The organism is Hydrogenobacter hydrogenophilus (genome assembly GCF_900215655.1).
Classification (GTDB): Bacteria; Aquificota; Aquificia; order Aquificales; family Aquificaceae; genus Hydrogenobacter; species Hydrogenobacter hydrogenophilus.
This window is the reverse complement of the sequence record NZ_OBEN01000014.1, coordinates 1-19,284: the sequence shown is the minus strand read 5'-3', so window position 1 is coordinate 19,284 and position 19,284 is coordinate 1. Positions and strand designations below refer to the sequence as shown.

Annotated in this window: 21 protein-coding genes; 2 read left to right on the top strand and 19 right to left on the bottom strand. The window is 43.8% G+C overall.

Annotation, left to right across the window (positions count from 1 at the left end; all coding sequences use genetic code 11):
- From CP948_RS08435 to CP948_RS08890, 11 genes are all read right to left on the bottom strand, one after another.
- Nucleotides 1-158 (bottom strand): SAM-dependent methyltransferase (locus CP948_RS08435; RefSeq protein WP_245810124.1); only part of this gene is annotated, 158 nt, incomplete at its 3' end.
- 12 nt (nt 159-170) lie between these two features.
- On the bottom strand, nt 171-1,205 hold the full coding sequence (locus tag CP948_RS08430) for a cytochrome D1 domain-containing protein (RefSeq protein WP_096603425.1): 1,035 nt from the start codon (nt 1,203-1,205) through the stop codon (nt 171-173).
- Nucleotides 1,193-2,275, bottom strand: coding sequence for a radical SAM/SPASM domain-containing protein (locus CP948_RS08425; protein ID WP_096603422.1), 1,083 nt, complete (start codon nt 2,273-2,275; stop codon nt 1,193-1,195). The genes CP948_RS08430 and CP948_RS08425 overlap by 13 nt, the downstream gene beginning before the upstream one ends.
- Complete coding sequence (locus CP948_RS08420) at nt 2,268-2,756, bottom strand: V4R domain-containing protein (protein WP_096603419.1); 489 nt, start codon at nt 2,754-2,756, stop codon at nt 2,268-2,270. The genes CP948_RS08425 and CP948_RS08420 overlap by 8 nt, the downstream gene beginning before the upstream one ends.
- Nucleotides 2,740-4,371 carry a cytochrome D1 domain-containing protein gene (locus CP948_RS08415; RefSeq protein ID WP_096603417.1) on the bottom strand — a complete coding sequence of 544 codons (1,632 nt, stop codon included), beginning with the start codon at nt 4,369-4,371 and terminating at the stop codon, nt 2,740-2,742. The genes CP948_RS08420 and CP948_RS08415 overlap by 17 nt, the downstream gene beginning before the upstream one ends.
- Complete coding sequence (locus CP948_RS08410; RefSeq protein WP_425479815.1) at nt 4,371-5,984, bottom strand: cytochrome D1 domain-containing protein; 1,614 nt, start codon at nt 5,982-5,984, stop codon at nt 4,371-4,373. The genes CP948_RS08415 and CP948_RS08410 overlap by 1 nt, the downstream gene beginning before the upstream one ends.
- Nucleotides 5,985-6,092: 108 nt before the next feature.
- Nucleotides 6,093-6,824 carry an SCO family protein gene (locus tag CP948_RS08405; RefSeq protein ID WP_096603411.1) on the bottom strand — a complete coding sequence of 244 codons (732 nt, stop codon included), beginning with the start codon at nt 6,822-6,824 and terminating at the stop codon, nt 6,093-6,095.
- A complete protein-coding gene (locus CP948_RS08400; protein WP_096603409.1) occupies nt 6,808-8,064 on the bottom strand; it encodes a cbb3-type cytochrome c oxidase subunit I in 1,257 nt (418 codons plus the stop codon). The genes CP948_RS08405 and CP948_RS08400 overlap by 17 nt, the downstream gene beginning before the upstream one ends.
- Nucleotides 8,064-9,731, bottom strand: coding sequence for a cytochrome c oxidase subunit I (locus CP948_RS08395; RefSeq protein WP_096603407.1), 1,668 nt, complete (start codon nt 9,729-9,731; stop codon nt 8,064-8,066). Before CP948_RS08395 ends, CP948_RS08400 begins: the two co-directional genes overlap by 1 nt.
- 12 nt (nt 9,732-9,743) lie before the next feature.
- Entirely contained in the window at nt 9,744-10,274 is a 531-nt protein-coding gene (locus CP948_RS08390) for a cupredoxin domain-containing protein (RefSeq protein ID WP_096603405.1), read from the bottom strand.
- A 1-nt stretch (nt 10,275) separates the two neighbouring features.
- Complete coding sequence (locus CP948_RS08890) at nt 10,276-10,449, bottom strand: hypothetical protein (RefSeq protein ID WP_180764113.1); 174 nt, start codon at nt 10,447-10,449, stop codon at nt 10,276-10,278.
- A 174-nt stretch (nt 10,450-10,623) separates the two neighbouring features.
- Here CP948_RS08890 and CP948_RS08385 point away from each other — a divergent pair, with 174 nt between their 5' ends.
- Nucleotides 10,624-12,564, top strand: coding sequence for a cytochrome b N-terminal domain-containing protein (locus CP948_RS08385; RefSeq protein ID WP_096603403.1), 1,941 nt, complete (start codon nt 10,624-10,626; stop codon nt 12,562-12,564).
- Here the strand turns inward: CP948_RS08385 and CP948_RS08380 are convergent.
- Genes CP948_RS08380 through CP948_RS08345 form a run of 8 tightly spaced genes read right to left on the bottom strand, consistent with a single transcriptional unit; the run spans nt 12,525 to nt 19,044 of the window.
- A complete protein-coding gene (locus tag CP948_RS08380) occupies nt 12,525-12,875 on the bottom strand; it encodes a c-type cytochrome (protein WP_096603400.1) in 351 nt (116 codons plus the stop codon). The two genes, CP948_RS08385 and CP948_RS08380, sit on opposite strands and share 40 nt — an antisense overlap.
- A gap of 1 nt (nt 12,876) precedes the next feature.
- The gene (locus CP948_RS08375) at nt 12,877-13,644 is read right to left on the bottom strand and encodes a NosY protein (protein WP_096603397.1); all 768 of its coding nucleotides are present in this window, start codon (nt 13,642-13,644) and stop codon (nt 12,877-12,879) included.
- Nucleotides 13,629-14,327 carry an ABC transporter ATP-binding protein gene (locus CP948_RS08370; protein ID WP_096603394.1) on the bottom strand — a complete coding sequence of 233 codons (699 nt, stop codon included), beginning with the start codon at nt 14,325-14,327 and terminating at the stop codon, nt 13,629-13,631. The genes CP948_RS08375 and CP948_RS08370 overlap by 16 nt, the downstream gene beginning before the upstream one ends.
- The gene (locus tag CP948_RS08365) at nt 14,321-15,502 is read right to left on the bottom strand and encodes a nitrous oxide reductase family maturation protein NosD (RefSeq protein ID WP_245810123.1); all 1,182 of its coding nucleotides are present in this window, start codon (nt 15,500-15,502) and stop codon (nt 14,321-14,323) included. The genes CP948_RS08370 and CP948_RS08365 overlap by 7 nt, the downstream gene beginning before the upstream one ends.
- Before the next feature lie 13 nt (nt 15,503-15,515).
- Nucleotides 15,516-15,971 carry a nitrous oxide reductase accessory protein NosL gene (locus tag CP948_RS08360; protein WP_096603389.1) on the bottom strand — a complete coding sequence of 152 codons (456 nt, stop codon included), beginning with the start codon at nt 15,969-15,971 and terminating at the stop codon, nt 15,516-15,518.
- Entirely contained in the window at nt 15,968-16,570 is a 603-nt protein-coding gene (locus CP948_RS08355) for a hypothetical protein (RefSeq protein ID WP_096603386.1), read from the bottom strand. Before CP948_RS08355 ends, CP948_RS08360 begins: the two co-directional genes overlap by 4 nt.
- 12 nt (nt 16,571-16,582) lie before the next feature.
- Nucleotides 16,583-18,559, bottom strand: a complete 1,977-nt coding sequence (nosZ, locus tag CP948_RS08350; protein WP_096603383.1) for a Sec-dependent nitrous-oxide reductase — start codon at nt 18,557-18,559, stop codon at nt 16,583-16,585.
- Nucleotides 18,560-18,582: 23 nt separating this feature from the next.
- Nucleotides 18,583-19,044: a c-type cytochrome gene (locus CP948_RS08345; protein WP_096603380.1), complete on the bottom strand. Its 462-nt coding sequence runs from the start codon at nt 19,042-19,044 to the stop codon at nt 18,583-18,585.
- 139 nt (nt 19,045-19,183) lie between these two features.
- On the opposite strand from CP948_RS08345, the gene CP948_RS08340 reads away from it, so the two are divergent.
- A partial coding sequence (locus CP948_RS08340) for a 6-carboxytetrahydropterin synthase (RefSeq protein WP_180764112.1) occupies nt 19,184-19,284 on the top strand: 101 nt, incomplete at its 3' end.

Sequence of the window (19,284 nt, the reverse complement as noted above, 5' to 3'; positions counted from 1 at the left end):
TACACGAGTTCGCAGTTAGGCTTTGCAAAGGACAGTATCTCTTGGTTTATGAGTCTGTCATAAAGTATGGCATCTGCAGATTTTATGAGTTTGTATGCCTTTAGGGTTAAAAGTTCCACATCTCCTGGTCCTGCACCTACTATGTACACTTTACCCATGGCAACACCTCCTTACTCTATACGGAAAATCCCAGATGGGTTTGGCACACCCACCTCATAAACGAGCCTCATACTTGGAACTTCAAAGGCTTTTAACTTAGAATCAAAGTAAGAGGATACATAAAGCTTCCTGCCATCCTTTGAAAAACGCAGGTGCATCACCCTTTGACCTGCCTTCACTTCCGTAAGCCTGCCCTCCGAAACATCTAAAAGAGCCACATAGTCTTCCTTGTCTCCGCTGAAGTTAATCGCAACATACCTTTCATTAGGGGAAACTACTACGAACACAGGAAGACCGGGAAGGTCATAAGTTCTAAGGACATGCAGGCTTTGAAGGTCCACCTCGTAAATCTTTTTTTCTCCGACCGCTGGAATGTAAGCCTTGCTACCAACTACACCCCATGTGCCAAGATGGGGTATCTTAAAAACCACATCTTTACCCTGTGAAGTAAAGCTCAGCTTCTCGTACTTTCTTTTCTTTATATCTATCCTTCCCACGCCAGAGGATTTAAAGAACGCAACAAGGTAAGCATCGCCGCTTAAAAGCGCATCAAAGGGCATACCCTCTACGCGAAACTTTATTATGTTTCCATCTTCTACGAGCCACACTTCATCTTTATCCATGAGCGAGAACACAAAGGCTCTACTGTGTCCTTTTATCCCCACATTCCTTGAACCTGTCTTTATGGTCTTGATTACCTTTAGGTCTTCATCAAGCACGACTACCGTGTCCGGATCGTAGTTAGCCACTACCACAGCGTTTTCTATAAAGTCAAAACCTATTGAGCTATTACCCACCTTTACTTTCTTCAGTAATAGGTCTTTGTGGGTATCTACTTTTGAAAGATACCCATCTCTGCTTATCACGAAGGCAAAACCCTTCCACAGCTTTACCGTGGCGTGATTCAGATTACCAAGCTCTCCTATCTCTCCAACGAGTCTGTCATCCTCTATGACTGCTATAGCTCCCCTTTCTCGCTCTACCACATAGAGTTTTTCTCCAAAGGAGAGGCTCACAAACAGGAATAAAACTATCAAAGGTAGCATGCAGGATCCTCCTGTGCATAATCGCCAAAAACTGCATACGCCCTTGCCCTTGAGTTCCCGTTGCATATCTCAAGGTAAGGACAGTTATCGCACTTGCCCTTTAGTCTTCTCGGTCTTTCTCTGAGAAAGCTCAAAAGAGCGTTCCTTTGCCATATCTTTACGGGATCCTCTTCCCTTATGTTCCCCACGCTGTGGAAGAAAAAGGGATCCGGCTTTACATCTCCTCGGTGGTTTATGTTCATCAGTCTAACACCTGCTTGATTTCCACCCCAAAGCGTAAGCCTTTCGTAGAGGTCTTTTGCAAGGTCTGGGTATCTCCTGGTAAACTCTCTGTAAAGGACTACTGCATCTGCCTCGTTGTTACCTGTGACTATATCTATAGGGACCTTCTTCTGTACATACTCAAAAGCCTTATCCACTATGAATCCCACCCACTTTCTGTAGTCTTCTTTCTCAAGGTCGGAAAGCCTCCTTGCTCTACCGGAATACACAAGATGGGATACATAGACCTTAGGTATACCTTCCCTTTCTGCAAGCTCAAATATAAAGGGCAGGCTACCTGCGGTTATGGGTGTGAGGGTAAACCTTAATCCCACCTTTATGCCTTCCTTCAAGCACTCTCTTATGGCATCAAGGGAGAGGTAAAAGGAAGACTTTCTGCCTCTAAAGGAATCATGCACCTCAGGTCTTCCATCTAAGCTTATACCCACATAATCAAAACTTTCCTTTATGTCTTTTAGATGGTCTTTCACAAGCAATCCATTGGTAGAAAGGTAAGTTCTTATACCCTTTTCCTTTAACAGTTTAGCCACATAAAAGATGTCTTCCCTTAAAAGAGGCTCACCGCCGGAGAGTATGGCATACTTAACTCCAAGGGTAGGGAGTTTGTGTACAAAGTTTGACGCTTCCTCCCTTGTAAGTTCCTCTCTATCTTTGTTAGCAAAGGAATAACAGTGTTTGCAGTAAAGATTGCATCTGTTGGTAAGGTTCCATATGAGTATGACACCTTCAAAGGCTTTCGGTTTTTTCCCTTCAAGGGTTTCCCTTATATACTCAGTCATTCTAAGCATAGTTCAGCTCCACAACAACCTCACATATGTTCTCGCCATGAGCGTTGCACTTGGTCTCGTATGCCCTCACCTTTTTGTTGGTATAGGTTTCCACAATCCCAGCTACAAAACCCGCCTCAAAATGACATATCCTTTTGCCTATGTTAGGCATTCCCGCACAGGTTATACATTCGTCAAGAGCAACCACAAGCCTTTCCCTGTTTACATCCACTGGTACAAGAATACCTATCCTCGCATCCTTCACAAAGTCTATGACCTTTCCAAGGTAAGCTTCAAGGCTTTCTTCCTTAAGTTTCTCCCCCACCTCTTTACCCAGCTCCCTTCCTGCGTTTTGAAAGAGGGTTATAGCACCTTTGTGTCCCAAGACATCGTCCAGGTAGATACCCATAAACACCCTGAAGGCTCTGAAAACCAAAACCGACACATCTTCACCTAAGTGGGGTCTTCTTATCTGGGATACCATCTCAATCCATCCAGCCATCCTTAAGCACCTCCATGAATTTCATAAGAGCCTTAAGCTCTTCCCCTTTTAGGTCTATCTTTGGCATGGCGTTCCTTGAGTAGCCAAGGAGCCTGTATGTATTTTCAGGGTCTATTATCTGAGCCATTAGAAGGGCTTTATCCCTGTTTCTTGCAGACCAGCTCAGTGCCGGTCCAAAGGCTGGTTTTGTAGGGTGATGACAGCCCCAACACTTCTCCATAAAAACTTGATAGCCTAATTGCGCACCTTCAAACTCCCTTTTCTTATTTATAAAGTTGTACTTACCAGCAGGAAGTTCTGCAGGGAAATCCTTTAATCTCTTAAGCTTAACCGCATCGTAAAGAACGAGAGCTCCTTCCCTTCCGTAGAGGCTTACATAAGCTATTCTACCATCTCCTGTAAACTCTGTGTGCGTAGCCCTACTTCCTACCTTGGGAGTTATCTTCCGCACATCAAGGGTCCTTTTGTCCAGAAGTAGTAAGCTGTCGGTGGAGGTATCTACCCAGATATAAGGAGTTAGGTAGTTGCTTCTTGCCAAAAAGCCTTGACCCTCAAGGGGTATGTCCTTGACGGGTTCCCACTCGTAGGCTTTCCATACAGAAAGTGCTGGCTTTTTCAAAAGAGGTGTGGCAAAGTAAAAAGTACCCTTGGAATACCAAAAGTATGCGGAGGCAAGATGAGGAATACCTTCCGCCTTTATCTCTTTAACCAACTTTAAATCCATCAGAGAGTAGACCTTAAGCCCTTCCCTCGTGCTTCCTATGAGGTACTCCTCAAGGGGATCAATAACGAAGTCTTCCAAAGGCTCTTCTGTGGGTTTTATCTGTAGTTTGAGATCCTTTGCGGAAAGGAAACCTACCGCAGGTCTATCTCTAAAAGTGAAAATAAAGGAGTTCTGAGAGGTCAGCTCGTAGACAGCGCTTACCGTCCCATCAAGCTTAAGGTTTTTTACATAGTTTAGTTCATTATCAAGTACTATAAGCTCAGAAGGTAGCCAACAGCTTGCTACAAGATACTTCTCATCAGGCGAAAGAGCTATATTTCTGAGGTATATGCACACCCTTACCTTCTTTAGCTCACCTCTTTGTGCCTCATACCTTCCTATCCAGCCATCTCTTGAAGGTATATAAGCGATTCCTTCCCTTGAAAATTTTATACCTCCGTGTATGTTAGAAAAGGGAAACTTCTCCAGAAGCCTTTCCCCCTCCATGACCCAAAGGAGTCCCCTACCCCTTTCAACAACGAGGGTATAGTCTTTTAATTTTTTTATCTCCACTTTATTCAACTGGAGTACCTGAGTACTCTTGACTATCCTATCTTTGTCCCACTTTAACTTCTCCTTATCAATAGGTTTTTTTATGAACTCTACGATCTGCTTTATCTCCTTCTCCCCCAGTTCACCAAAGGCAGGCATGCCTACGGTACCTTCCTTTATTATGCGATACAGCTTCTCATCAGATGGAAAAAAGGAAAGAAAAGGGAAAAGGGGAGGTGCGCTCTTCCCAAGCCTATCAGTACCGTGGCAAGAGGCACAATATCTCAAGTAAAGCTCCTCCCCTCCCCCGAAGGAAAAGGAGAGGCTCAAAAGAAGGATAAGCATGCATTTCCTTTTCATCAGTAAATATCCTTCATGGTGTTGTACACGTTGAAGTGTCCCGTAGGTGTGGCAACCCAATCACCGGTTATGACTTTCTTGAGTCGTAAGGTCTTGTCGTCATAAACCAGTATCGCCTGCTTTTGAGGTTCGTTCTTCTTGCCCCAAACCGCAACCCACACTTCATCTCCGTTCTTGTTGTATTCAAGGTGGACAGCTCTACCCACAAACTCAGGTGGTATTTCTATGACCTTTTTGAGCTGTAGCGTGTTCTTGTCAAAGACAAACAGAGACCGTTGCAGTTTGGGATCATTGTTCAAAGCTCTGTCAGCCCAGAGGTTAGAAGACTTGGGATGGGTTTTGATGAAGAGGTTTCCACCACCTTCTCCTGGCATCTCTACTTTTGCAACTACTTTCCACGCATACTGAGGATGCTTTACGGGGTCTGTGCCTATGCACTGTATGGTGTTATCCCCCAGGTGTCCCGTGCACCATATGGGTCCGTACTTAGGATGGTCTATGTTAGCCCCTCTGCCTGGATGAGGTCTTGTACCTACCTTTATGTTTTTAACGAGCTTTTTCTCCTTAGTGTCCACTACTGAGATGGTATCCCTGAAGTTAGCAGCAACAAGGAAGTACCTCTTACTGCTGTCCCATCCACCGTCGTGTAAGAATCTTTCCGCCTCTATCATAGTGATCTTGAGTGCGTGTATGTTAGAGTAATCTACGAGCCATACCTGACCGGCTTCCTTTACATTTACTACCCATTCGGGGTCGTGGTGGGACGCTACTATGGACGCAACTCTTGCCTCCCTAAGGAATTCGTTGGTATCGTAAGTGTAGGCGCTTGTAGCAACTATCTTAAGGGGCTCAAGGGTCTGACCGTCCACTATGACAAAGGAAGGTGGCCAGTAGCACCCTATTATGGCAAGCTTGTCAAGAAAGTCTCCCTTGGGTCCTTTATACTTGGATGTGTCAAGGGACCTTCCGTCATAGCATACCTTTACCTCCGCAACCTTGTCAGGCTTTTTCATCCAAAGGTCTATAAGTACCACTTTTCCGTCCCTTCCTATGGTGTAAAGGTATCTACCCGATGCGGAATACCTCGCTATATGAACCGCATAACCAGTATCAACTATGCTTACCAGCTCTTTTGTGTCTCCGTCAATGATCGCCACTTTCCCTATGTCCCTTAGGATCACAGCCATAAAGTTCTGCCAGTTCCTGTTGTGCTCTGGCTTTTTCGGTCTCTTTTCAGGTGGCACATAAACCTTCCAGGACTTTTTCATCTCACCTAAGGGTAGCTCAGGAGGAGGTGGAGGCTCATGCTGGATAAATCTTGCCATGAGGTCCACTTCTTCGGGAGTTAGTATACCCTGCCTTCCCCAGTCGGGCATACCGCCTGGTGTGCCGTAGGTAATAAAGGTCTTGAGATTTTCTGTACCTAACTTCCTCGTTCTGTCAGGTGTTAGCGCTGGTCCTGTTGCTCCCTTTCTCAAAGCTCCGTGGCATCCTGCACATCTGTCAAAGTAGATCTCCTTAGCTCTCTCCATCTCTTGCTTGGTAAGTGGTGGAGGTGGTGGAAGCTCCTCTTTCTGCTGAGCCTTTGAACCTACAAAAAGGGCAAGGCCCATAACCACACTGCCTACGATGGCTCTCTTCACCATGTTTGTCCTCCTTTATGAGATTTATCACCGATACATATCATAGTTAAATAAATATAAGTAATCACTTACAAGATGTCAAGATTTTTTGAGTATAAACTCATATAAATTCCTACCCCATACGAGGATGGGAACTACGATGAAGGTTAGAAGTCCTCCCAACACATCAAAGATGAAAAACCAATCTATGTCGTAAGTGCCTCTGCTCGGGTCGTACCTGAAACATCTCAGAAGGAAACCCTCCAGCGGAGACAATCTTGCTTCTTCCTTCTTTGCTTCAAGTATGCTCAGCTGTAAGTCTCTGATCTTGGGATTCACACCGTATATGTACCTTGAGATCTTTCCAGAAGGTGTCAAGACTACATAAAGGTTAGGATGGTCAAACTCACCTAAACTTTTGTCGTACCTGTATGGGAAGTCTATGGCTCTTAGGAGCTTTTCCGATTGCTCACTTCTTGCCACTACCCAATTCTCCGGCAGTTTGTGTACGCTGTGAAACCTTTGAAGGTCGTAAATGGTGTCTCTTGGATCAAAGGTTAGAGAGATGACCTTTACACTTTCCTTCAGATTGCTTATTGCTCTTTTCAATCCCTCCGTCATAAGGGGACATGCGGAGGTGCATCTGGTATATATGGGGTTTATTATCAGAGGCTTGCCGTCTGCTAACTCTTTTAACTTTACCTTCTGACCACTGTGCGTCTCAAGAAGTATGTTTGGTACATATGTCCCAACTGTTTTTTTCTCATCAGGCAAAAGTTCTGCAAAGGCGCAGAGATTAAGGAAGATAAGCAGACTAACGAGCGCTATCATGTTTGTAAATCTTTATAAGGCTCTTGATGGTATAAAGTACGAAAAAGAGCCCACCAACGGCGGTAAGGAAGCCACCTATTCCCAATAGGTTAAGAGCGCTCAGTATCTTTTCTTCTCTTGCGTACTCAAAACCGTAGGTCTTTCTGGGTGCTCCTAAGCTTCCCGCTATGTAAAAGCCCAACACTATGAGATTTATACCCAGAGCAAGAACAAGGGGTTGAAGCTTTGCGATCCTTTCCCAATCCACACGCCCGAGCCTTTCTTTAAGCATGTAGTAAGCAAATCCCATAAAGGCTATACTTACCGCAGATACCACACCATGATAGTGGGCAGGTATTCTAAGGTCGCTCTGCATACCACCGTAAGCAACAAGCTCTCCTGCATAATAGACGCTAATAGAGGAAACCAAAGATAAAGTAGCTACGCTCATGTTCAGACTCAGATGTCTGAGTACACAGTAGGTGTGGACGAGCACGGGAACGCCTATACCAACTCCGAAGGAAACTGCGGATAAAAACCTCATCTCGTATGAAAGCACATCTCTAAAAAATCCAACCAGCATAATAAGAGAAAAGGTAAAAAGAAGCAGGTTTGATGCTGTCAGGAGTGAAGAGGATAGTCTCTTTCCGCTAAGCTCATGCCAGACCGCCAGCATTAAAGAAGCGTAAAGGAACTGTTGAATGTGTCCCGAAACCCAGAAAAGTCTTTCAAAGTACAGTTTAACACCACCTTCTGCGTGTGCGGTAAGCAAAGATGGAAGCAGAGAAAGGATAGTAAGAAACCCTAAGATAATGGAAATGGAATAAAGCTGGCGGATGTTTTGGGAGGAAGTTATGTCCCTAAGGGTGTTTGCCCTAAGCAGAGCTTCCCACAGAAAGCCCAGAAAGAAAAGGGTAAGACCTGAAAAGAATACGGGGTTGTTTATCACTGGTATGTAGTTGTTCAAATAAGGCTCTCCATAGGGTAAAAGGCAGGAAAGGGAAAGGAAAAACATGCCCATCAGGGTGGTTAGAGGCGGTACCTTTCCCCTCCTGCCTTCTTTGTACTGCCAGTAGGCTAAGGTAAAGGTCATGAGCCAAACGGTTATAGAAAAGGTCACATGCCCCACAAGAAAGTGGTAGAAAAGTTGAGGGGACTTAAGTAAATAAAAAGCAGGAGCTTTTGTGAGCGCTATGAGAAGTCCAAAAAAGCCAGAGAGCACAAGGGAAAAGAGGGAAAGAGAAAGGTAAAAGAAGTGCATCACTTTACCTCCCACATGGCGGAAAGCCATCCCCAATTCAGAAGTAGGAAGACAATAAATACACCCATAAAGAGCAAGGTAAGGGTAAGGGTTCCTGGAGCTTCAAAGCCATGGTGCTCCTTGGCAGGTGGTGGAGGAGAGGCTATCTGGAGTTGCATATCCTGCGGACCTCTCACTGGCTGACCGAAAAAGACGGAAAACACCACTATGAGTATCCACATAAGTGCCCCTATTACTGCGGTTATACCACCTATAGCAAAAAGAACCCAGAAGAAGTCCGTTGCAGGGTTAAAGGTGTATGTAAATGGACCTCCGGAAAAGGTAATGTCGTAGTGCCTTCTGGGAACGCCAAAAGCTCCGAGTATGTACATGGAAACTGCAAGTACCGCTATGCCAAGCCCAAACACCCAAGGCTGTATCTTTGCAAGTCCAAAGAAGGCTATCCTCTTCCTGAAGATCAAAGGTATGAGGTAGTAAGTAGCTCCCATAAAAGCAAGCGTTGTACCACCTACTACAGTACCCTTAAAGTGCCCCGGTATGGAAAGGGTGTTGTGGACTATGATGTTGGTCTGTTCCATGCCATTGACTACACCAGTCACACCTCCAATAAAACCAAAGATAATAATAGACAGGAAGACGGCGGAAAAAGCAGGGTTTCCCCAAGGTGCGTTCTTGAGCCAGTCAAAAAGACCTTTAGTAAAGCCTCTCCTCCTCTGCGCAGATTCTACAGCAGAAGGCACTGCAAAAGCGTGTATCATGGACGCAAGGACAGCTATATACATGATGTAGCTGGTGTTGAATACTTTCCAAGCAGGACTAGGTCCTGGGTCAACCAGGAGGTGGTGCGCGGAAGCCACATTTATACCTATCACATAGAAAGCAAAGGCAAGTCTGCTTACCTTTTCGTTTATGGATGTTCCTCCTACCGTTAGGAAAGCACCAAGATACCACACCGCTATCATGGCTGTCACATTTATCTGCTGGGAAGAGTGTCCAAGACCCCACCAAACGAGTTTGTAAACGCCTGCATCTATGCTCTTTATTATCCCAAGAGACCACAGAAGAGTTGGAATGTATATGATGGCACCTGATGCCAGGGTAAGTGTAGCTATGATGGCTGCAGCTACAAGTCCAAAGGTGAAGAGAGGTAAGGACTCACCGTAGGTTCTTTCCTTTCTTGCTATAAGGAGGTTGGCAAAGAAGAGAAAGACCGCTATTAGGGCACCTACTGCAAACAGAATAATGCCCAAGTAGTAAATGGGATGTGCCTGAAGGGGGGCGTAGGAGGTCATGAGGACATCTGCTTTACCCGTCAGTATGGTAAAGTTGACCAGCAAAAATCCCATAACCATAAGCAGAAGCGAAAGCCATCCAAATTTGGGAGAAGCTATACGAGAGTTTAGAACCACCGTAGACCCAAAGTAAAGACCAGCAACTTCAAAGAATATGATCCAGAATATCAGGGCATTAAGTCCGTGAAGAGTAAGTACCCTGTAGTACCATTCAACGGGTAACAGATGTACCACCTGCCATCTGGTAAGGACCAGAAGTAAAGCTGCTATGACCCCTATGAGCAAAGAGACTACAGCCATAACTGCATTGAGCTGTATGAGCCTCTCCGCCCTAAGGTCCACCTTAAGACCAGTAATATCACAAGTTCTAAACATGGCAGTACCTCCTCAATCTTTTACTACCACCTTCCCTATCATCATGTGATGTCCTATACCACAAAACTCGTTGCAAATTATGGCAAACTCGCCAGTGGAAGTGGGCTTGAAGGTAAGCACATAATCGTAGCCGGGATACACCATGAAGTTCATGTTCACTGGCTGGAGAGAAAAGCCGTGGAGCAGGTCAAGGGAAGAGATATGAAACCTGTATTCTTGACCCTTTTTGAGGACAAGGATGGGTTCCCATCTCCACATTTTAGCCACTAAAAAGACATCGCTGTTTGGTGGAGGTTCAACAATAGGTATGCCGTTTTCTTCACCCTTCTTATACTTTTCTATGAAAGCGGTAGCCAAGGTGTTAAACTCCTGTGGAGTTGTTCTGTAGGTAGTAAAGGAGGGGTTCTGTCTTCCGTATATGTGCCAGACGATCATCCAGAAGAAGAGTATGAGGCACACGACAAGGGCAAGAACTATCCACATTTTCTCATCTTTTGCCACCTTCTTGTAATACCATCCTTCTTCGGGTGGAAGCAGTGCCATTTTACTTACCTCCCATAAGACTTTGTTTTATCTCTGCAGGTATGGGTGAAAGCCATGCCAGTTCCATTAGTCCCCATATGAGATAGGAGACTGCGTAAATGGTGACACCTAAGAAAAGAAGCAACATAAAGTCATCCAAGACCAGTTGTAAAAAGGGCGTCTTTTTTTCCTCCATGTTAGACACCTCCGTAAAGATTTACTCACTTTTGATATTAATACTTTATAGTAAAAAATGCAAGAACTAATTTTATCATAAAATTAAGATAAAAATAAATTAAAAATAAACATTATTGATTTGTTAGAAAAGGGCTATATTTTATAAGTAAATGAATATTTACAGAAGGAGGACATGGAGATGATAAAACCGGGCAGGTTATATGCCAACTTTCAAAGACTCACTTATCCCCTTAGCGGTTTATTCTCTTCAAGATACAACCCCTTCTATCACCTGGGTGCTATAGCGGTGTTTTTGCTCGTTATAGATGTCATATCGGGTGTGTATCTGTTTTTCTTTTATAGCATAGACCCACAAACTTCCCATGCGTCTGTGGAAGCCATATCAAGAAGTTTTCTTGGCAGCATAATGAGAGGTATACACAGGTACTCCTCGGATGCTCTCATCTTAACAACCTTAGCCCACATGCTCCATGTGATAATTACCGATCGTTTTAGAATGTTCAGGTGGGTGGCATGGGTAACTGGCGTGGCTACTCTGCTAATATTCTTAGCCATAGGCGTGTCAGGTTATATACTGGTTTGGGATACGAAAGCCCAACTTACGGGATTGCTTACCGCCAAGTTCTTCTCTTTTCTGCCCGTCTTTGGCGACGCGCTCATGAGCGCCTTCTTAGGTGGGGACATAAAGTATTTGGGAGGCTTGTTTAGAATACTACTTTTTGCCCACATAGCCTTAACTATACTCATAGTCTTTACCCTGTGGGTACATGTGATGAGAAACGCAAGACCGAGACTTATCCCACCAAGATTTCTGTACATAACCATAACCCTTCTCCTGATAGCTCTTTCGGTGCTCTTTCCAGCAAAGAGCGATCCACCAGCTTATATAAACAAACTACCTTTTGAGATGAGTGTGGACTGGTTTTACCTGTTCGGATATCCCCTTCTCAAATACATACCCATGTCTGTTAGCTGGCTAATCTTTACTGGATTCTTCGCCTTTCTTTTCCTTTTTCCGTGGCTTTTGAAGGGAAGGAGAAACCCACCCGCACACATAGACTTTGAAAAGTGCACAGGGTGTGAGCAGTGTTATATAGACTGTCCTTACGAAGCCATAACCATGAAGAACCTGGACCATGAGAAGAAAGCGATACTAAACGAGAACAAATGCGCGGGTTGTGGTATATGTGTAGGTTCTTGCAGCGTGCAAGCTATAGACATACCAACATTCCCTGTTGATGAGGTTATGGAGAGAATAAGAAGAGAAAAACCTTCTTTTGTTGTGTTTCGCTGTCCCTTCAGCGCTTTGCCGTCAGAAAGGGAAGGACTGCTCACCTTCACTCTGCCTTGTGCAGGTGCTTTAAACACCTTCTACGCGGAGGAAGTACTGAGTGCTGGCGTAAAGGGTATTATCGTAGTTTCTTGCGAGTACGAGGACTGCTACTTTAGGGAAGGAAACAAGTGGCTTGAGGAGAGATACGAAAGGAAGAGAAGGCCCATTCTTAAGAAAAAGGTTGAGGGAGGAAGGATACTGATCCTTGAAGCTCCTCTTGTAAAGTCCATAGATAGGGAAGTTGAAGAGTTCATAAACTCTTTGAAAGAGGGAAAGGAGGTGAGAGTGATAACTTCAGGAAAGGTAAATTACGCTTTAGCCAGCCTTGTACTTGCTCTGCCAGCTTTTCTTTTTTATCCTCTTACCACTCACAGAATATCCTTTTATCCTACGGATAAGTCAGTGTTAGTTCTGAGTTTCAAGTACAGGTCATCACCAGTCATAGAGAGCTTCACACAAGAAGGTAAAGGACTAAAGCACATGCAAGCAAAAACAGCCATCGTAAAGGAAAGGTCTCCCGTAAAGGTGGAGGTTTACCAAGAAGGAAGACTGATTTACTCAAAGGTTTTCAATCCAAGGGGTATAAGGAAAGATACTTCTGTGTTCGTGTACGAGGAGCTTTTCTTACAGCCAGGTATGTACAACCTTACAGTGCGCCTTATGGAAACAAAAGGAAAGAAAGATGTAAAGGAGATAAAACTCAATGCAAAGATGAAAGCAAGCGATAGCTTACTGTTAAGCTACAACGAGGAAGCAGGTGGTTTTGTTGTTTTGAGGTGAAGTATCCACTCCACCATTCGCCGGGCTTCCTCCTTCCCTACCCTTTGCGGTGGCATACACTCCCACTTACCTTTCCACTTACCACAGGAACCTTCCAATATACTCTTGACAAGATCTTCCTTTTCGTTCTCCTTGTACCTCATCGCTACATCTAAAAAAGCAGGACCTACCAGGGGCCTTGATGTATCGTGGCAGTAAGTGCATCCTCTCAGTTTAAAAAGTTCTTTTGTACTTATCTCCGCTCTTGGCTTTTCTTCTAATTTAGCCTTTTCACAGGAAGATAATAAGAAAAACACCAGAAAGAGCCACATTTCAAAAATCCCTCCTTTTGAAGATAAAGAGGTTCACTATAAAAAGGAGCAAAGTATAAAAGATGGATAACAGAATAGGCAAAAAATAAAAGTCCTTTAGATACCTTGCCAGCCACTTTCCTACAAAACCCATAAGCTCATAAAGTCCCGCATCCATAAGCAGAGTGAGTCTAAGAAGGTCCAAAGGATTCATGATGGTTAGACCTATAAAAAGCTTATACACTGGGTAATCAGAGAGAAGTACAACCATGTAAAGGAGCAGAGCGTCGTAAAACAAGCATAGGAAAAGCCACAGAAAAATAGAGAAACCAAGCCCTCTTATTCTGTCCTCTACAAACAGCGCTGAAAAAAGTCCCAAGTTTACAAAGAGAGGAACAATAGAAAGGTTCAAAAGCACACATTTAAAAAAGCTCAAATTGTAGCCCATTAGGTAGTAAAAAGGTACAATAGAACCAAGAAGGTAGCTAAGGCCAAGAGATAGGCTAAGGCTCACACTTATTGACATAAAAAGAGTAGACCTTCTGACAGGTTGGGAAAGAAGGAACTCAAGAAAGTTTCTATTGTTATAAAGGTATGCGGTGGAGAGAAGTAAGGAAAACAAGGATAGTGAAAGGTAAGATATGTTTCCATAGCTGACTACCACCTTCTCCGCACTTCTTCCAAACTCAAGCAAGATGTAAACGGTCAGAGCATAAAAAAGGAAGGTGGCAAATACCCACCTGCTCTTTAAAAGGTCGTAGGAAACATACTTTATTAGCTTAGCAAACAAAATACGGCCTCCTCTAACCTTTCTTTTCCCGTTTCTTCTTTTAACTTCTCAACACTACCGTCAAAGCTTATCTGACCCTCTGTAAGGAATACCACCATGTCTGCTAACTCTTCCACTTCACCCATTATGTGGGATATGTAAAGCACGGTTTTTCCCTTCCTTTTCTCCTCAAGAATAAAACCCTTCAGTCTGTAAGCAGAAATAGGGTCAAGTCCTACAAGCGGTTCGTCCAGTATAAGTAAGGGTGCATCAAAGGCAAGGGCTATAAGCGCTCCCACCTTTTGCTTTGTGCCACCAGAAAGACTTGAAAATTTTTTGTTTAGCTCCCTCTCAAGATTGAGCAGATCCAGTAGCTCGTCAGTCCTGATCGCTTTTTCTTTTCTCACATCTTCTACCATGGAAATTATATCTTTCACCGTCAAGTTTTCTGGGAATTCTGGTATCTGAGGCATGTAGCCAATTAATTTTCTGTATCCTGCACTCTTTTGGACATCTTCTCCTCCTACCGTGACCTTTCCTCTGTCTGGTATTACCAAGCCAAGGACCATCTTCATTAAAGTGGTCTTACCCGAACCGTTGGGTCCAAGAATAGCTGTTGTTTTGCCTTCCTTCAACTCAAGATGGAGGTTTTGAAAGAGCTTTTTTTTGCCGAAGGATTTAAATACGCTTTCAAACTTTACCACGGTCTCCTCATCAAGGGTTTTTTATCAACGAGGGATTGAGGACTAAGAACAGGTATAAACTTCTCCATGGTGTCCATTATATGGGCAAAAAAACTTCCATAAAAGAGAAGAGAGAGGGGATATCTTTCAAAGATCACAGCCATAAAGGATACAGGTCTGTAAGGTACATCACCATAGCCATCATTGTCAAAATCATAACCTTCATACTTGTCGTAATAGTTCTCCTGAAAGATGTTTTTGAAATAAGAAAAGGTATTTGTAGACACATCAAAAGCGTTACCAATAAAGATGTTCTTCACAAAGAGATTTTCTTCACTATTAGCATATATCCTTATAGCCCAACCGTTGTTTTTAAGTAAGTTCTCCTTAAACTCAGTCTTGTTGCAACCTTCAAGGTAAACACCATGAGTGTTGTTGATAAATCTGTTTCTGTAAAGTATGCTGTCCTGTATGTCTTTCAGCAAAAGCCCGTAGTTTGCCTGTCCCTCGTTCTTTTCAAAAGTGTTCTCTTCCATCTTGATGTTTTTGGAATACATGACCGCAACGCCAGCACCATTTTTATAGAAGTAGTTCTTTCTGTAAATATCATCGTTGGAAAACATAAAGTGAAGACCGTAGCGAAGATTATAATCGCTCTTATTATTCTCTATAATACTATTTTTTACAAACTCAAAGTATATGCCATCTCTGTGCCCCCTAATATAATTGTTCTTTATAATGATCCCTTCTGAGTTCCAAGCATGTATGCCGTTGCCTGAGGAACCCTCGCTTTTGGCAAAGCCAACCACAGTATTTCCTTCTACAAGGCACCCACTTACCCTCTCAAGGTACAGAGCAAAAAAGTTATTTAACAACCTGTTATTCTTTATGATGCAGTCTCTTGAGTTTATCACTTTAAGACCTGCTATGTCCTCGCTGTAGGACATGCCCGAGTTTTTTATGACAAAACCCTCCACCCTCACCCCATCAGCCTTTACCGTTAGGACTTGCTTCTTACCTTCTCCATCTATTACAGGTTCACCCTCACCTACAAGCTCAAGCTTTTTGTCTACAACAACTCCACCTTTGTATGTCCCCCCTTTTACGACCACTCTGTCTCCTTCCTTAGCTTTGTTTATAGCATCCTGTATGTCCCTGAACTCGCAGTGCTGACAGACAAATAACAAAGAAAACACAAAACCAAGCATATTAGTGGGAAACTCCGTATTCCTTTTTTATAAGTTCTCTGAGGGTTTGCCATTCAAGAATCTCTCCTTGCTTACCCATGATGGCTTTTTGCGCATCTTCCCTACTTCTATACGCAGAGATATTCATACCCATAGGACTCCTTATCTGCGGACTTCTCACATAGTATGCCTCATCTGCTGGTAAAAACTCATCGGGAGCATTGAAGTTTACCACATAAGCTTTCTTAATATTCTCTTCGTTCTCGTTGTAATATCCTACCATACACTCTATGGCGTCAAACTTGTAGATTTTACCCTTCTTTGTTATAACTTCCGCTGCAAAGCGCTTGTCCGCTATGACCATCTTACAATACTCACAAACATCTTCCCCTAACTTTATAGGTTGAGGCTTTTCGGGAGCGCAGGAAAAAAGAAAAAGGGCGGAGAAAGCCCATAGCACTCGGAGTAGGGCTATCATGCAGGCTTTACCTCCACACTTGCAAACCTTGAAAACCTAAGCTCCAAAACAACAGCAAGGATACCGAGGAGTAAGGAAGCAACCGCTATGTACCCACCAACATCGGGAAAAGAGCTTGCGGTCATATTAAGGAGCTGTTTTGTGCCTATAATAGGTGGCTGGTAGGCAAGTCCCGGTATTTTTATGGGTGCGTTAGGGTCAAGGTTGTGTCCGTAATCGTACTCCCACTTGTAGAAATCTGCAAATCCAATAATTGCAAGAACTACGAAGGTTATAACCCAGGCGTAAAGGAGGAGTCTTTTACCTGCGATTGAGGACACAATACCGAAGGCTATGAGAAAGCCTATGACAAAGGGAAGTATCTTTAGCTCGGGTATAGCGTTGGGATCTATGGGTTTCATGCCTATGTAGTGATTCAGCAGATTTATGTTGTACAGATCAAACTCCGTTCCACCAGTGATCTTATTGACCCATATGTACATCCTAAGTCCCTCAGGATACTGGGGAGCTACGAGCTGTATCCTCCAGAGGGGAAAAAAGTATGTTAGCACCAGCAGTAAAGAAGCGAGGGCAAGAAGCCCTCTTGAAATCATGCTCATTTTACTACCTCCTCACTTTTGAGCTGTAGGTGTACCTGTGTAGTACTTAAGAGGCGTGTTAGAGCCTGCGGGAGATACCCTTACATAGCCTTGCATCTCTTGGTGAAGGGCTGAACAAAAGTCGGTGCAGTAGAAAGGATAAACTCCCGGAGCCTTTGGTTTCCACACAAGCGTTTTGGTCTCGCCCGGCATCACAAGGAGCTCTGCATCTTCAGAGCCTCTAACAGCAAAGCCGTGGGGTATGTCCCAGTCCTGCTCAAGATTGGTAAGGTGGAAGTAGACTGTATCTCCAACCCTTATCCCTTCTATGTTATCTGGGACAAAGTGAGACCTAATCATGGTCATGTAAATATGCACCTCGTTGCCTTTTCTTTCTACCCTTGCATCTTTCTCAGCCTTTACAGCGTAGGGGTGCTCATTCTCTGCCAAGGGGTATATCTTCTTCACCTTCTTCATAATTATGTCTGCGGGTATAGCCTGAGCATAGTGAGGTTCGCCTATGGTTGCAAAGTCAAGAAGCAGTTGCATCTTCTCACCGCTTATGTCATAAAGCTGGGCTGATTGAAAGAGTTCAGGACCAGTGGGAAGATACCTGTCTTTGGTGATCTTGTTCATTGCAAGAAGGTACTTACCCCAAGGTTTTGCGGAATCTCCTCCAGGGATCATAAGGTGCCCTATAGAGTAGTAGGTAGGTGCCCTGTCCACCACCTTACACTGCTTGTAATCGTACTTGACCACTTCGGAAGAGACAAAGCAGGAAGTGTAAGCAAAACCTTTTCCGTCAAACTCGGTATGAAGTGGTCCAAGACAAGGCTTTGGAACTTCACAATGAAGCACCGCATCGTACTTTAGTACCGGTATGCCGTCCACTTCCTTTTCAAAAGCTTTTTGCTCTATAGCCTTAAGCATCTTGGAGAAGGAATGAATAGGTATAACTGTAGCTAACTTACCTCCTCCTATGATGTACTCGCCATCTGGAGACACATCAACACCGTGAGGAGACTTGGGAGTAGGAAGGTAGTATATAACTCCTGGACAGTCTTTTGGGATTATAACCTTCACGGACTTTTTGACCTCGGAAACTGCCATGTGCTTTTTCTCGTCGTAGAAGTTGTGGTAGTAAGTAGCTGGCATTTCCTGATACTTACCTTGAGCTATGCACTCCTCAGCTCTTTTCCAATTTACAGCCGCTATGTAATCCTTATCGTTTTTAGAGGCGTTTATTTCAAGAAGAGTATAAGCTTGTTCTGTATTGTAAGAAGTAAAGAAACACCAACCGTAAGAAGGACCCTTTCCACAGTGAGCAAGGTCGTAGTCATAACCTGGTACGAGTATCTGAAAGGCTACATCCATCTTGCCAGGTTCGTCAGCCTTTACGAAGGAGATGGTTCCCTTAAAGTTCTCAGCGTACGAACTTATAGGTACATCCTTCTGAGGTATTGGTACAGAAAAGCGTGTTGCAGCGGTAAGATACTTAGAATCGGGCGTTATAAAAGGTGAAGCATGATTTCCTGCGCTGTTTGGTATTTCTATTATTTCCGTCGTTTCAAAGGTTGTAAGGTCTATCCTTGCTATCCTCGGTACGTTGTTGGCGTTTATGAAGAGCCATCTACCGTCAGGGACTCCGTCAGTTTGGGAAAGTTCAGAGTGGTGGCTGTCATCCCATGGTATAAAGCCATGAGAAGTCATAAGCATAGGTTTTGTTTCTGGTGTGTATCCGTACCCTGTTTCCGGATCCTGAGAGAAGACCTTTATGATCTTTATGAGCCTTCCTGAAGGTAATCCGTAAACTGAAACCTGACCACTAAAGCCACCTGACAAAAAAGCATAAAATTCGTCGTACTTGCCGGGTGGAACATAAACCTTAGTAGCTATCTCCGCGGTTCCTATCTCGGTCTTTAGAGCCTCTTTTTTGGGTGGGCATCCCGCAAGCAAAGCACCTACCACAAGGGCTGATAACCCTCCTACCAAAAGCTTCTTACCCAACATGGTGTCACCTCCTTTTATCTCAATTACTTTTCATCAACGCTTCTCAGATACTCCAATATGGCCCTTGCATCGTCCTGCGACACATTTTGGAAAGTCATCTGAGTAAGGTATTCGGCAAGAAGCTGTTTAGCTACTGGGTCCTTCTGCTCCATTTCTGCTGGGTTGAGTATCATATTCATTATCCACTCGGGCTTTCTCCTCTTGGTAACACCCTTAAGAGGAGGTCCCACATACTTTTCCTCCAACTTGTGGCATGTGGCACACTTGGAATCAAATATCTCCTTCCCTTTTTTGACGAGGTTCTGGTCTATTGGTCCGAGCTGAACCTCTTTAATGGGTCCTATACCTTTATCGCTGGCTACTTCTTCCGCTGGTTTCTCCGATGTAGAAGGTGTGGGAGGAGAAACAGTAGTTTCTGAAGCTTTCTTTTGACATGAAAAGAGCAAAAGACCAGAAAGGGACACAAACACAAGAGCCTTTTTCATCTTACACCTCCTTTGTGATCCATCTCATATAATAAAATGTAAGTATAAGGATTACTTTGTCAAGTTATAAGAAAATCTTATAAACTATTTTTCCTTATACGGACTTTATTAGCCAAATTTTTGCGTTATAATTGGTTCAATGCCTTGGACTCTTGTAGTGAAGAGAAAGTTCAACGCTGCTCACTTTCTGACGGATTATCATGGCTCTCCAGAACCTCTGCACGGACACACTTGGGAGGT

What these genes read in the sequence shown, in the direction of transcription:
- CP948_RS08430 (WP_096603425.1), bottom strand. Translation starts at nt 1,205, where the DNA reads ATGCTACCTTTGATAGTTTTATTCCTGTTTGTGAGCCTCTCCTTTGGA.
- CP948_RS08425 (WP_096603422.1), bottom strand. Translation starts at nt 2,275, where the DNA reads ATGCTTAGAATGACTGAGTATATAAGGGAAACCCTTGAAGGGAAAAAA.
- CP948_RS08420 (WP_096603419.1), bottom strand. Translation starts at nt 2,756, where the DNA reads ATGGCTGGATGGATTGAGATGGTATCCCAGATAAGAAGACCCCACTTA.
- CP948_RS08415 (WP_096603417.1), bottom strand. Translation starts at nt 4,371, where the DNA reads ATGAAAAGGAAATGCATGCTTATCCTTCTTTTGAGCCTCTCCTTTTCC.
- CP948_RS08410 (WP_425479815.1), bottom strand. Translation starts at nt 5,984, where the DNA reads ATGGGCCTTGCCCTTTTTGTAGGTTCAAAGGCTCAGCAGAAAGAGGAG.
- CP948_RS08405 (WP_096603411.1), bottom strand. Translation starts at nt 6,824, where the DNA reads ATGATAGCGCTCGTTAGTCTGCTTATCTTCCTTAATCTCTGCGCCTTT.
- CP948_RS08400 (WP_096603409.1), bottom strand. Translation starts at nt 8,064, where the DNA reads ATGCACTTCTTTTACCTTTCTCTTTCCCTCTTTTCCCTTGTGCTCTCT.
- CP948_RS08395 (WP_096603407.1), bottom strand. Translation starts at nt 9,731, where the DNA reads ATGTTTAGAACTTGTGATATTACTGGTCTTAAGGTGGACCTTAGGGCG.
- CP948_RS08390 (WP_096603405.1), bottom strand. Translation starts at nt 10,274, where the DNA reads ATGGCACTGCTTCCACCCGAAGAAGGATGGTATTACAAGAAGGTGGCA.
- CP948_RS08890 (WP_180764113.1), bottom strand. Translation starts at nt 10,449, where the DNA reads ATGGAGGAAAAAAAGACGCCCTTTTTACAACTGGTCTTGGATGACTTT.
- CP948_RS08385 (WP_096603403.1), top strand. Translation starts at nt 10,624, where the DNA reads ATGGAGATGATAAAACCGGGCAGGTTATATGCCAACTTTCAAAGACTC.
- CP948_RS08380 (WP_096603400.1), bottom strand. Translation starts at nt 12,875, where the DNA reads ATGTGGCTCTTTCTGGTGTTTTTCTTATTATCTTCCTGTGAAAAGGCT.
- CP948_RS08360 (WP_096603389.1), bottom strand. Translation starts at nt 15,971, where the DNA reads ATGATAGCCCTACTCCGAGTGCTATGGGCTTTCTCCGCCCTTTTTCTT.
- CP948_RS08355 (WP_096603386.1), bottom strand. Translation starts at nt 16,570, where the DNA reads ATGAGCATGATTTCAAGAGGGCTTCTTGCCCTCGCTTCTTTACTGCTG.
- nosZ (WP_096603383.1), bottom strand. Translation starts at nt 18,559, where the DNA reads ATGTTGGGTAAGAAGCTTTTGGTAGGAGGGTTATCAGCCCTTGTGGTA.
- CP948_RS08345 (WP_096603380.1), bottom strand. Translation starts at nt 19,044, where the DNA reads ATGAAAAAGGCTCTTGTGTTTGTGTCCCTTTCTGGTCTTTTGCTCTTT.